The organism is Alphaproteobacteria bacterium (assembly GCA_024244705.1).
Taxonomy (GTDB): Bacteria; Pseudomonadota; Alphaproteobacteria; order JAAEOK01; family JAAEOK01; genus JAAEOK01.
In genome coordinates this window covers 49,593-62,109 of sequence record JAAEOK010000080.1, presented here as the reverse complement: position 1 = coordinate 62,109, position 12,517 = coordinate 49,593, and the positions used below count along the sequence as shown (strand labels likewise).

General features: G+C 64.3%; 13 protein-coding genes. 3 read left to right on the top strand and 10 right to left on the bottom strand.

Annotated elements, in window-relative coordinates:
• Positions 1–5: 5 nt before the first annotated feature.
• The 10 genes from GY791_14745 to had form a co-directional block, all read right to left on the bottom strand.
• Positions 6–485: a superoxide dismutase [Cu-Zn] SodC2 gene (locus GY791_14745; protein ID MCP4329682.1), complete on the bottom strand. Its 480-nt coding sequence runs from the start codon at positions 483–485 to the stop codon at positions 6–8.
• 354 nt (positions 486–839) lie between these two features.
• The gene (locus GY791_14740) at positions 840–1,013 is read right to left on the bottom strand and encodes a hypothetical protein (protein ID MCP4329681.1); all 174 of its coding nucleotides are present in this window, start codon (positions 1,011–1,013) and stop codon (positions 840–842) included.
• Between the two features lie 28 nt (positions 1,014–1,041).
• The gene (locus tag GY791_14735; protein ID MCP4329680.1) at positions 1,042–1,287 is read right to left on the bottom strand and encodes a YfhL family 4Fe-4S dicluster ferredoxin; all 246 of its coding nucleotides are present in this window, start codon (positions 1,285–1,287) and stop codon (positions 1,042–1,044) included.
• Positions 1,288–1,423: 136 nt separating this feature from the next.
• Positions 1,424–2,266, bottom strand: coding sequence for a benzoyl-CoA reductase subunit D (bcrD, locus tag GY791_14730; protein ID MCP4329679.1), 843 nt, complete (start codon positions 2,264–2,266; stop codon positions 1,424–1,426).
• The gene (gene bcrA / locus GY791_14725; GenBank protein MCP4329678.1) at positions 2,263–3,603 is read right to left on the bottom strand and encodes a benzoyl-CoA reductase subunit A; all 1,341 of its coding nucleotides are present in this window, start codon (positions 3,601–3,603) and stop codon (positions 2,263–2,265) included. Before bcrA ends, bcrD begins: the two co-directional genes overlap by 4 nt.
• On the bottom strand, positions 3,600–4,913 hold the full coding sequence (gene bcrB, locus GY791_14720; GenBank protein MCP4329677.1) for a benzoyl-CoA reductase subunit B: 1,314 nt from the start codon (positions 4,911–4,913) through the stop codon (positions 3,600–3,602). Before bcrB ends, bcrA begins: the two co-directional genes overlap by 4 nt.
• Entirely contained in the window at positions 4,910–6,079 is a 1,170-nt protein-coding gene (gene bcrC / locus GY791_14715; protein MCP4329676.1) for a benzoyl-CoA reductase subunit C, read from the bottom strand. Before bcrC ends, bcrB begins: the two co-directional genes overlap by 4 nt.
• Positions 6,080–6,081: 2 nt before the next feature.
• Positions 6,082–6,849 (bottom strand): cyclohexa-1,5-dienecarbonyl-CoA hydratase, encoded by a 768-nt coding sequence (locus GY791_14710; protein MCP4329675.1) that lies wholly within the window; start codon positions 6,847–6,849, stop codon positions 6,082–6,084.
• Positions 6,846–7,991: a 6-oxocyclohex-1-ene-1-carbonyl-CoA hydratase gene (gene oah / locus GY791_14705; GenBank protein MCP4329674.1), complete on the bottom strand. Its 1,146-nt coding sequence runs from the start codon at positions 7,989–7,991 to the stop codon at positions 6,846–6,848. Before oah ends, GY791_14710 begins: the two co-directional genes overlap by 4 nt.
• 36 nt (positions 7,992–8,027) lie before the next feature.
• Entirely contained in the window at positions 8,028–9,104 is a 1,077-nt protein-coding gene (gene had / locus GY791_14700) for a 6-hydroxycyclohex-1-ene-1-carbonyl-CoA dehydrogenase (GenBank protein ID MCP4329673.1), read from the bottom strand.
• Between the two features lie 309 nt (positions 9,105–9,413).
• Between had and GY791_14695 the strand changes: the two genes are divergently transcribed.
• The 3 genes from GY791_14695 to GY791_14685 are packed head-to-tail and all read left to right on the top strand — an operon-like array spanning position 9,414 to position 12,509.
• On the top strand, positions 9,414–11,144 hold the full coding sequence (locus GY791_14695; GenBank protein ID MCP4329672.1) for a 2-oxoacid:acceptor oxidoreductase subunit alpha: 1,731 nt from the start codon (positions 9,414–9,416) through the stop codon (positions 11,142–11,144).
• A gap of 1 nt (position 11,145) precedes the next feature.
• Positions 11,146–11,982 carry a 2-oxoacid:ferredoxin oxidoreductase subunit beta gene (locus tag GY791_14690; GenBank protein ID MCP4329671.1) on the top strand — a complete coding sequence of 279 codons (837 nt, stop codon included), beginning with the start codon at positions 11,146–11,148 and terminating at the stop codon, positions 11,980–11,982.
• On the top strand, positions 11,979–12,509 hold the full coding sequence (locus tag GY791_14685; protein ID MCP4329670.1) for a ferritin family protein: 531 nt from the start codon (positions 11,979–11,981) through the stop codon (positions 12,507–12,509). Before GY791_14690 ends, GY791_14685 begins: the two co-directional genes overlap by 4 nt.
• The last annotated feature ends 8 nt before the right edge of the window (positions 12,510–12,517 follow it).

Genomic DNA, 12,517 nt, shown 5'->3' with positions numbered 1-12,517 from the left:
TATCGCTATTTCGGAAAGACACCGCAGGCGACACGCGCGCCGCCGCCTTGGGCCTCGCTGGCGCCGTGGATCATGATCGACCGTCCGGCCAGCTCCGCCGCATGCAGGTGAGGATTCATGACCGGCTGCGTTGCGCTGCCATCGTCCGCAACGACCAATTCAGGCAGGTCACCTTTTGGTTTACCGTGACTGTCGCCGCCATGTGAACCATGGCCGTAATGGCCGCCGGCCATGAGGCCCGCGATCATTTTTCCGTCCTTCTCGCCGGGCCTGCAGTCCCCATTCTGATGGATGTGAAATGCGTGAAGCCCGGGCGACAGGCCGACTAGGTCGGGCATCACCATGACGCCGTGACCCCCATCCGCGACCGTAATCGTACCGATCGCCGGACCAATACCCTGTGCGGCTATGAGATGGATGGTCGCGGTGATCGAGCCACTGTCCGCCATCTGATGCGCGCCGTCACCTTCCATCGACGCCTGCATAACACTGCCGAATTGCACTTTTTCGATCGGCCGGTCGTACGCAGGATCGCCGACCACATCAGCCGTCACTCTTTCGCCCGCGCCCGCCCCGGACGACGACAGCACAACAGCAAGTGTTAGGATTACGCTTCCAAATTTTGGCACGGCTCGACCCCCATTTGTGATTCTGCGCATTGCTAAAACGGCGAAGAGTAATTTGGCCTCGCGCTGTCCCTTCTGCCGCTGCCAAAGGTAACGCGTATCGAGAACCTTACTGTTCATATAGCCCGATTTTGACCTGCTCAATCAATACGGTGTGGGGGACCAATCGGTGAGGCAAAGGCCTGAATCAGGTGATCAGGCCGACGAAACCGGTCACTGGCGCGCTTGGCCCGGCTCCGCAGTCGTCGACAGCGCGTTCGCGATCGTCCGCAGCACGGCGGCGCAGGCCTCGCCGTCGGCGGGATCGATGCCGTAGGGGCGGAGCGCCAAGGTGACGTCTTCGGTCATCAGGGAAACATCCTGCCACTGGTCCGATTTTCTCGCCATTCCACCGCCTCCTCCCGCCCGACTCGTCTCAAGAGTGGATCTGATCGTACTTCTCCTGCAACTGCTCCGGGGTCTCTTCCCAATCGGGATCGGGGATGATGCAGGCCTCGGGACAGACGAGGACGCATTGCGGCTCGTCCTCGGCGCCGACGCATTCGGTGCAGCGGAAGGCGTCGATGATATAGATCGGTTCCGCCGCCTTGATCGCCTCGCTCGGGCAGACCGGCTCGCAGGCGTCGCAGGCGGTGCAAGTTTCGATGATCTTGAGGGCCATGACCAGTCTCCTTTCGCTTTCTCCTAGAGCAAGATCGTTTCAGGCCGATCCGAACTGAAAGGTGAATCTTGCTCTAATTCCTAATTCTAGGGCGTGATTCACGGCTCGCTTCGTAGCGACGTGAGCCGATCACGCCCTAGGATGCCTTGGGCAATGCCCCGAGCCGGGCCAGTTTTTCATGCCGGAACGCGCCCCACAACGCCGCGCCGATGGCACCGGCATAGATCGAATCCGGGTGGCTCCGCACCGTCGAGCCGATCTTCTGTTCCGCCATCTCCTCTTCGAGGGCGGCGATCAGACCGGGGTCGAGCGCCAGGCCGCCGGTGACGCAGACGACTTCGTTGCCGGCCCCGGTCGACTTCAACAACTTGGTCAGCCGCAACGCCATCGACAGGTGGATGCCCTTGAGGATGTTGGGCGAGGAGATGCCGCGCGAGACCATGTTGATGACGTCGGTCTCGGCCAGCACGGCGCAGATGCCGCTGACCTTCTCCGGCTCGTCAGCCTGCATCGACAGGCTCCCGATCTCGTCCTGGGCGATGCCGAGATAGCGGGCAATGTTCTCGAGGAACTGGCCCGAGCCTGACGCGCATTGGCTGGTCATCTTGTAGCCCAGCACCTTGCCGCGCTCGTCGATTCGGATGGCGCGACCATGCAGCGCGCCGACGTCCATCGCCGCCCGCGCCTCCGGGACCAGGTAGATGGCGCCGCGGGCGTGGGTCGTCATCGAATAGAAGTGCCCGGTATGGAAGGGGATCGCTTCGCCCTCGCCGGTGGTGGCGACATAGGCGACATCGTCGCGGTCCAGGCCGGCATCGGCGAGCACGCTGTCAAAGGACTGCGCGGCGAGTTGCATCGGATCGCGCTGGCGGATCTTCAGGGTGCAGCGCGCCAGCCATTTCGTTTCGTCGCCGTCGACATCGAAGAGGGCCGTCTTGACGGCACCGGTGCCGACATCGATTCCCGCGGTGATGGTCATGCCTGAACTCCTTCCCGTGCGGCGCCGTCCTCGACCGCGCGGTGGGCGAACGTCGCCGCGCCGAGCGCACCGGTATAGATCGAATCGGGGTCGATATTGATGGTCACGTCGCCATAGTTTTCCTGGACCAGCTTCTTGAGTTCACGGACCGCGGCCTCGTTCTTGGCGACGCCGCCGGTGAACGTGAACTGGTCGGTGATTCCGCCCGAGCGCGAGATGATCGACATCGCCCGCAGGATGATCGCCCGGTGCAAACCGGCGAGGATGTCCTCGCGATTCTCGCCCAACGCCAGGCGGTCGCGTAACTCGGCACCGGCAAAGACGGTGCAGGTCGAGTTGATGCGCACCGAGCGCGTCGATTTCATCGCCATCGGGCCCAACTCGTGCAGACCCATGTTCATCTCGTCGGCGATATAGCCGAGGTAGCGACCGCAGCCGGCGGCACAGCGGTCGTTCATCTGGAAGTTTTCGACGATGCCGCTGGCGTCGACTTGGATGCCCTTGGTGTCCTGGCCGCCGATATCGAGGACGGTGCGGGTCTTCGGGTACATCATGTGGGCGCCGAGGCCGTGGCACAGGATCTCCGAGCGAATGTGTTCCTTCGAGAACGGCAGCGTGACCCGGCCATAGCCGGTGCCGACGACAAAGGTCTCTTCGAGCTCGATCGCCAACGCGTCCTTGACCCGCTGTTCGATATCGCCGGCATCGCGGCCGTCGCCGCTGGTTGCGGCGAGAACGCGTACCAGGGCATCGACGAACTTGCCGGTCAGGTCCTCGGACGGAGGTCGGTTTTCGACGTCGATGATCGACTTGTCATAAACATTGAGCAGCAGTTCGTAGGGCAGCCCCGCTTCCTTGGCCACTTTCTCGGCGACCTGAAGGTAATGGGCGCCGGCGATGTCGCGGAAGAAATCCGACTTGCGCTTGGCACCGGGAGCGAACAGTGCCGGTGCCGTGTCGCGCAATTCGTCGAAGATCGCGACCAGGGCGGCATCGACTTCCTTCTCGACGCCGGCGAAACGGTCGCCGGTGATCTGGGTCTTGCAGGTCGCCTCGAGGTCACCGAGCTGGTCGAGGAACTGTTCGAGCCGGAAACTGCGCTCGAGCTCGCCGAGGAAATCGTCGAGTCCGTCCTCCAACCCCGCCGCGCCGGCCAGCCCGCGCCGGCACAGCGTCATCCGGGTATCGACAACCGCTTCCTGCTTGGCGACCCGGCTGGCGGTGTCGTAGTTCGATCGCGAGTTGGTGATGCCGCGGCCGAGAATGTGCTGGTTGCCGTCCATCAGCACCGCCTTGGTGGTCGTCGACCCGAGGTCGATTCCGATGAAGCACTTCATGCCGCCACCCCGCTCGCCGTAGCGCTGGCGCGTTTCTGGTCGACCATCTGGAAGTAGCTTTCAAGCCGGTTCTTGACGTTGGCCGGCGAGAAATAGCGCGGATCGACGAGATCGGTTTCGATGAAAGCGGCGGGCTTGCCGGTGCGGCGCTCGACCTCGCGCATGATCAGCAGTTGCCCGGCCGAGAAGCTGTTGCAGCTCTTGATCGAGTTGATCAGCAGGCCGTCGGCTTCGTATTCCTCGACATAATCGGCGAGCATCTCGACCCGCTGCGGCAGGTTGCGGTTGGTATAGACGCCGAGGCAATAGTCGGCCAGCGACTCCAGCGGATTGTCCGGATCGTGGCGGAAACCGAGATCATAGACACCGCCGACCTTGGTATAGCTGCTGGCGACGACGACCGCGCCTTCGTCATAGAACATCTTCCAAAAGTCGCGGAAGCTGGTGTAATTGGGCGGGCCTTCGACGATGAGACGGTACTTCTCCGGCCCCATGTCGCCGTCCGGCGTGACCGGGCCGGCGCCGGCGGCGACGCGGGCGTCGACCTCCTCGCGCAGGGTGCGGTAATAGTCGATGGCGTCGTCGGTGCCGCGGAAGGCGCCGAAGATCGGGCCGATATAATAGATGCCGCCGAAATAGGCATCGATCGGCGACGGCTTGTTCTTGGCGCTCTGCAGCACGTGGACCAGGTCGTCCTCGGCCAGCGCCGACTTCTTCAGGTATTCGCGCAGCCGGTCGATGTCGAACTTGACGCCGCTGACCTCTTCCAGGGTCGGGATCACCTCTTCCTTGAGCTGCTTGACCATGTAGTCGCGCATGTTGGCGGTGATCTTGCCGTCGCCCTCATAGGGGGTGTGCAGCATGATCGTCGGACATTTGTATTGTTCGCGCAGCAGCTCGAACCATTTCATGAAGGTGAAACAGCCGGTGTAGGACAGCATCAACACGTCGGGGTCGGGCAGCGCCTTGCCGTTCGGCGCCAGATTGCCCTTGGCCATCATGCCGATGTCCGACTTGACGTAGGTGCAGACGTCCTCGGAATGACCGAGCTTCTCAGATTCCATCACATAGAGGCCGCTCTTCTTGCGCAGCCCGGCTTGAATGGCGTTGACTTCGGGCAGGTTGTTGAGCAGGTCGAAGCACATGATCAACTCGTTCAAATTGCCCGGAACGAAGGTCGAGCAGGTCTTGGCGCCGGTCTCCTTGGCGCTGGTCAGGCGCTCGTAGTGGCCGGCCATCATCGTCTTCTGTTTCAGCATCGAGTCGTCTTTGGCGACCTCGGTCTGCGCGGCTTGGGGTTTCGTGCTCATGCTTCGCTCCACAATTTGATCGAATCGGCGAATGTGCCAGCCTGCTCGCGGATCGGCTGCATCTGGCCCGAGTTCTCGGCGTACTTGAACGCGATGTAGGGGATGTTGGCGGCCTTCAGCACATGCTGCAGCATCGGCCGGTCGAGAAGCGCCGGATCGCAGAAGCTGGGCGAGGCGAAGATGACGCCCTCGGCGCCGGTGCGTTGGACGGTCCGGACCAGGTATTGGCCCTTTTCCTTCTCGTCCGGCTCGTACTTGGCCGAGGTCGATTCGGAATGGTGCAGGAAGGCCAGCGCCAAATTCTCCAGCGGATCGCCGTCCTGAGGCACGTCGGCGGTCAGCCACCGGGTCACCAGTTGCAGATCGTCGTCGACGACATAGCAGCCCGACAGCTCGATCGACTTGATCAAGTTGAGCGGCGGCTGCTCGCAGAACAGGCCGGTCAGCACGACGCGGCAATTGTCGCGCATCGGCCGGTCCTCGGCCTCGACCGCGGCGAGCCAGTCCTGGAGCATCTGGCTGTGCTCCTCGACCGGCAGGACCAGACCGGCGCGCATCAGCAGGTAGACCTCCGCCGCCGGCGCCTTCCACGGCTGCTTGGCCCGGTACTCATAGACCTGCCGCACCAGCCGCCGGTTCTCGTTGTAGATCGCGATCGAGCGCCGCAGCGCTTCATCGGTGATCTTGATGCCGGCCATCTCCTCGAGGCCTTCGCGCAGCTCCTGCAGCTCGTTGCGGTAATAGTTGCCGCCGATCGAATCGGTATAATTCTGCGGCACGTCGAAGTAGCGGACATAGATCTCCGGGAACATCAGCTTCCACATCCCCGACAGGTTGCGGATGACGTCGCAGATGCTGGGGAACAGCATGCCGTCGACGAAATCGAGCCGGCCGCTGACGCCCAGTTCGATGGTCGACCGCGGGATACGGCAGATATAGCTCTGGTAATAGGCGTCGCCGTGGATGACCTCGAGCTGCTCGCCGCCGCCGACGATGCCGAGCGGCAGCATCCCGCCGGCGTGGATGATTTCCCGCGGCACGTAGATCGGCATGTAGCCGACCACTCTGCGGCCCGCCTCGGCCGCCTTCCACTCGCGCGCCGACGTGAAATCGAGATCGTCGAACAGGGCCTGACAACGGGCGATGATGCTTTCGGTGCTGGACATGGTTAGCGGTGCTCCCAATTGGCCGGGCGTTTATCGAGAAACGCTTCGAGGCCGGCGACCGCGTCGCGGGTCGCCATAAGACTGTCGAGGTAGAGGGTTTCGACCCGGGCGATATTTTCGGCCAGCCGCTCCGTATAGCCGACGCGCGCGGCACGAACGGCGTGACGCAGCGAGCTCGCGCTGAGCGGCGCCAGGTTGTCGTCGAACCACTTCAATGCGGCATCGGACGGGGCCGCCGCAACTTCGTTGGCGATCCCGTGCCGTACGGCGGCATCGCCGTCGATGCTTTGCCCGGAGAGCAGCATCGCCTCGGCGACGACCCGCGGCGCCCGCTCGGGCAACAGACAGGACGCCGCCGGCGCGAAGACGCCGACGCGGATCTCGGGCTGACCGAGCTTGGCATCGGGGGCGACGAACATGAGGTGGCCGGCGAGCGCGACCTCGAGCCCGCCGCCGAGACATTGGCCCTGAACCGCGACCAGGATCGGGATCGGGCTCGCGGACATATTTAGAACCAAGCCATGCAACGCATGCAGCATGGCGGCGCAGTCCGCCGGCAAATGTTCTTCGATGCTGGCGCCGAAGCTGAAATGCGGGCCTTCGGCATCGAGCACCACGGCCGCCAAACCGTCATTGCCGAGATGTTCATCGAGGGCGCCGGCGAGGGCGCCGATCATGGCGGCATCGATGATATTGGCCGGCGGCCGATCGAGGCGCAGCCGCAGCAATCGGCCGTCCCGGTCGAGCCAGACCTTGAGCGGGGCCGTCATTCGGCGGCCTCTCGGGTGCGCGGCATCAGGCTTTCGATCAGCTCCGGCGTCCACGGCGTCCCGCGGGCCAGCGCCTGACGAAGCGCGACGAAATCGATCTCGCGCCCGCTTTCCTTGGTACCCTCGTTGAAGGCGCGAAACCCGGTGCGCGCCTCGTTCATCATGTTGAGCGCAAGCCAGGCGCGGGAGTTCTCCTTGTTGCGGTTCCACGCATCGAGCTTGGGCTTGCGCAATTCTTCCAGGGACTTGGTCATGCATTCCGGGAACGTGAGCAGCAATTTGCCGCAAAGCTCCTCGATCCTGTCGTCGAGCAGCGACAGGTCGACGTCGCCGGATTTGAGGAGCGCCTTGCCCTCGGCCAGGGCGTCACCGGTCTTCGGCAAACCGAAGACGAAGCGGCCGAAATCGTCGACCATGCGGTCGCTGACCACGGTCGGATTGGCGACGAACTGCCCGTCGATCTTGAGCGCGGGAACGAGGTCCATGATGATGCCGAGGCGGTAGGCCTGGTGGGCCGAGAACGGCTCGCACAAAACGCCGGATACCATCGCCTGCTCGCACCCGATCATCAGCGGCAGAAAATCGGTCGCGCCGCCGATCGCCGCCGACCCGTGCTTCGGTCCGGCTTGGCCGAAGCGGGCCAAATCCTGGGCGATCGAGAAATCGCAGGCCATGCCGATTTCCTGGCCGCCGCCGATGCGCATGCCGTTGACGCGGCAGATGACCGGCTTGTCGCAGCCGAGTATGGCCGACACCATGTCGTTGAAAAGCCGCATATATTGCCGGTATTCCTGCGGGTTGCCGGCATAGTATTCGGCGTATTCCTTGGTGTTGCCGCCGCTGCAGAAGGCCTGGTGGCCGCTGCCGGTGAAGACGACGGCGTTGACGTCGCGCGACACCGACGCCTCGCGGAAGGCGAGGATCACGGCCTTGACCATCTCGGTCGTGTAAGAATTGAACTGGGTCGGATTGTCGAGCGTGATCCAGGCATTGAACAGGCCCTCGGCAACCCGTCCATCGGGCGTCTTCGCGGCGCGTTTCTCAAACAGAACATTATCGCCGATGCGATCACCGACCAGGCGATGATCAGCCAAGTTGTCGGGGGCGGTATTGCCGATGACTTCGGAGAGTGTGGCGGTCATTTTTCTTCAGCTCCCATTGCAGATGGCCGGGTTTGCTCAGGCTTCGGGGACGAGCACCACACGGCGCGCGATTTCACCGTTGTGGACGGATTGAAAGACTTGGTTGATGTCGGCGAGCGGGCGCCGCTCGATGAAGGGGGTGAGCTTGACCCGGCCGTCGAGAACAAGGTCGAGCGCGTCGGGGTAGAGCTCGGTCGCGCAACCCCAGTTGCCGAGCGCGCGGGCGTGGAAGGCCATCAGGTTCGACAGCCGGATCTCGATCTTGTCCATGGTGAAACCAACGACGGCCAGCGTGGCGCCCCTGTTGAGAAGGCCATAGGCGGTGAGCTGACCGGCCCCGGATCCCGAACATTCGAAAATGATCCACTCGGTCGCCGGCAAATTGTTCTCCGCCGCGAAGGCTTGAATCGCCTTCTTGATCGCGCGACCGTCGAGCTCACTCGCATTGACGGTGAACGTCGCGACCCCCTCATTTAAGAGCGCATCGAGCTTGGCGCCGTCGACATCGACGGCGACCACCGTGGCGCCAAAAGCTTTGGCTACTTGGGCCGTGTAGCCGCCAACGCCGCCGACGCCGACGACGATGGCCAGGGCGCCCGGATGGACCTCGGCCTGACGAACCGCCTGATAGGGGGTGGTGACGGCGTCGGCGATGACCGAAACGTCGGCCAGTTCCAACCCGGCGGCGGCGAGACGCTTTTCGTCGACGGCGCACAGACCATGAGAGGGGACGCGAATGTGACTGGCGAAGCCGCCCTGGATATCGTTGCCGGGCATCTTCTGGTTGGGGCAAATCGTACCATGCCCGCGACGGCAGGTTTCGCACGACCCGCACGGAATCACAGCGGGTATGATCACCGCGCGATCGGTCCATGATTCCGCATCGCCGCCGGCGGCCACGACCCGGCCGCTGATCTCGTGGCCGAGCGCGAGCGGCAGCTCGTGGTTGAGCCGAACGCCGTCATAGTAGTAGCCAAGATCCGTGTGGCAAACGCCGCAGCCGGCGATCTCGACGACGACCTCGTCGGGGTTGAGGGGGCCGGGATCGAAAGTGCGCCGCTCGAGCGGCGCGCCCGGTGCCGTCATGACCCAGCGATAAGTATCATTCGACATCGTCGGCCTCCCTGTCGTGGTCGTTTCGGGTCGCTCGATTCGTCATCTTGTCTATGCCTTCCACCTTTTCCGTCCTGTTCTTCGATCCGGTGCAAACGCCTATTGACAGATCGGCCGGAATTGTTATTATCGCAAATAGGTACTACAATACTTATTTAGCGTCAAGCGAAAGTTTCCAATGCAACCGTTTATCGAAGCTTTTTTAATACCAATGGCTTAATGGTCAACTCGCCAGGCCCTGGCGGCAGACATCCCACGTCCACGGCAGCACAGCGCGGCCCACATGGGCGGCAAGGTTAGGAGAGCGAAATGGCCACCGGTTTACCAGCAAAGGACAGCCTGTCGGTCGCCATAACCGGCAGCGGCGGCGCCGGATCCATCACCGCCGGCGGCCTCCTCCTCCAGGCCGCCGCCCGGGCCGGGTGGTACGGCATCCTGACCCGCGCCGTCGGCCCCCAGATCCGTGGCGGTGAGGCCGCGGCCTTGGTGCGTCTGTCGACGCGGCCGGTTGCCGCGGTCGACGATTCGTTCGACCTCCTCTTCGCCCTCGACTGGCTGAACATCGAACGCTTCGCGGCCGAAATTCCCCTTCGCCCGGACAGCTTGATCCTGAGCGACGCGGGCGCCGGCGACGTTCCCGCCGCGCTTGCCGAAAGCGGTGCCGCTTCGCACCGGATCGAGAACGCCGCTCTGCTCGAAGCGATCCCCGGCGGACGGGCCAACATGCTTGCCCTCGGCGCCGTCGCCGCGCTGGTCGGCCTGCCGGATACCGCGCTCGACCCGGTCATCGAAGCGGCCCTCGCCCGCAAGGGCGGCGATGCGGTGCTGGCTAGCATCGCGGCGTGTCGGGCGGGACGGAGCGCCGTCACCGATATTCGCACCGGCTGGCATCTCGACGCGCCGGCGCCGGCGGCCGATGGGCGCTGGATCATCAGCGGCAACGAGGCGGCCGGACTCGGCGCCACGCGCGGCGGTGTCCGATTCGTCGCCGCCTATCCGATCACACCGGCAACCGAGATTCTCGAGTGGCTGGCGCCCGCTTTGACCAAGGTCGGCGGAACCCTGTTCCAGGCCGAGGACGAGCTGGCATCGATCAACATGATCATCGGCGCGTCCTATGGCGGCGTCCCGGCGCTGACCGCCACCTCGGGCCCCGGCCTCGCATTGATGACCGAATCGATCGGCCTCGCCATCGCCGCCGAGGTTCCGATCGTCGTCATCGATGTGATGCGCGGCGGGCCGTCGACCGGCATTCCGACCAAGTCCGAGCAATCGGACCTCAACATCGCGGTCTACGGCCTTCACGGCGATGCGCCGCATCTGGTCGTCGCGCCGACCTCGGTCGGCGATTGCCTGTTCACGACCCAATGGGCGGTGCATCTGGCCGAGGCGATGCAGGTCCCGGCGATCGTCCTCAGCGACCAATTCATCGGCCAAGCCCGGGCGGTGATCGACCGTCCCGCCGACCTCGCCTTCATCGCCCGGCGCGATACGGTGGCCGCGCCGGCCGAGACCTACCAGCGTTATGCGATCACCGCATCCGGCGTGTCGCCAATGGTCGTGCCGGGCACCGCGGGCGGCCAGTACACCGCCGACGGCCTCGAACACGCGCCGCGCGGAACGCCGTCGACCCGTGCCGAGGACCATGCCGACCAGCTCGCCAAACGCGAGCGCAAAGTTGCGGCCTTCGATTACGGCGACCACTGGGCGGATATCGAAGGCTCGGGCGATGTTGCCGTCATCACCTGGGGATCGAGCACCGGTCCGGTCCGCGAAGCGCTGGCCCGCGCCCGCGACCATGGCCTTGACGCCCGCCTTATCGCGCTCCGCCTGCTGGCGCCGGCACAGCCCGATCGCCTCGCCGCGGCGCTCGACGGTGTTTCACGGGTGCTGATCGTCGAGCAGACCTATTCCGGTCAGTTCCACCGCTATCTCCGCGCCCATTACGACCTGCCCGGCACGGTCGACCTATTTCACCGCCCCGGCCCGCTGCCGATCCGGCCCGGCGAGATTGTCGATCGTATTGTGAAGGAGAGCTGACATGGCAGTCCCGTCACCGGCTACGAAGCCGAAATCGAGCGACTATAAATCGGCGCTCAAACCGGTTTGGTGCCCCGGCTGCGGCGACTACCACGTCCTGTTGTCGGTGACCAAGACCTTCGCCACCCTTGGCCTGGCGCCGGAAAACGTCGCGGTCATCTCCGGCATCGGTTGCTCTTCGCGAATCCCGGCCTATACCAACTGCTACGGCTTCCATGGTGTTCACGGCCGCTCGCTGGCGCTGGCCACCGGCCTCAAGGTCGCGCGGCCGGACCTGACCGTGCTGGTCGCCGGCGGCGATGGCGACGGCTTTTCGATCGGCGGCAATCATTTCCTCCACGCCTGCCGCCGCAACATCGACATCACCTATCTGGTCATGGACAACCGCGTCTACGGCATGACCAAGGGCCAGCCCTCGCCAACCACCGAACCCGACTGGGACAGCGCCTTCACGCCCGGCGGGTCCGGGCTGAGCCCCTTCCACCCCCTGGTCATCGCCCTCGCCTCCGGCGCCAATTTCGTCGCCCGCGGATTCTCCGGCGACCCCAACACGACGTCCTATCTGCTGGCCGAGGCGATACGGCATCCGGGCTTTTCCTTTCTCCAGGTGCTCAGCCCGTGCGTGACCTTCCGTCCCGATGAACGGGAGTGGAAGGACCAGGTTCATCCGGCGGTGGTCGAACCGACCGACGACCCGGCGCGGGCGGCGCGGCGAATCATGACCGATGACGGCTATAATGTCGGCATCCTCTATCGCGGCAATCGCCGGCCCTATACCGCCGAGACGACCCGGCAACCGGTCGACACGGACGCGCTCGAGCGGGAGTTCGCGCTGTGAACGCGACCGCAACGGCGACCGGCATCGCAACCCTGCCGGAACTGCTCGCCCATGCGCTGGCGATCGAGGTCGAGGCCGAGGAAAGATACGCCCTCCTCGCCGACCAGATGGAGGTCCACAACAATCCCCAATTGGCCACTTTGTTCCGCAAGCTTTCGGAAATCGAGGGACGGCACGCGCGCCAGATCGAACAGCGGGCAGCGGGCCTCGACCTGCCGGAGATCGCGCCCTGGGACTATCGATGGGACGACGCCGACAGCCCCGAATCGATCGACATGACGTCGCTTCATTATCTGATGACGCCCCATCACGCGCTCCGCATGGCGCTCGCCGCCGAGGAGCGCGCCGCCCGGTTCTTCGAGCGGCTGGTCGAAACCGCCGACAACGAGGACGTCAAGAACCTGGCCGCGGAATTCGCCGAAGAGGAGCGCGCCCATGTCAATCTCGTTCGCGAGCTTCTGGCCCGGCACCCGGAGCCTGATTCCGACTGGGACGAGGATATGGACCCCCCGGTGCTGCAGGAATAGGAGGGAAA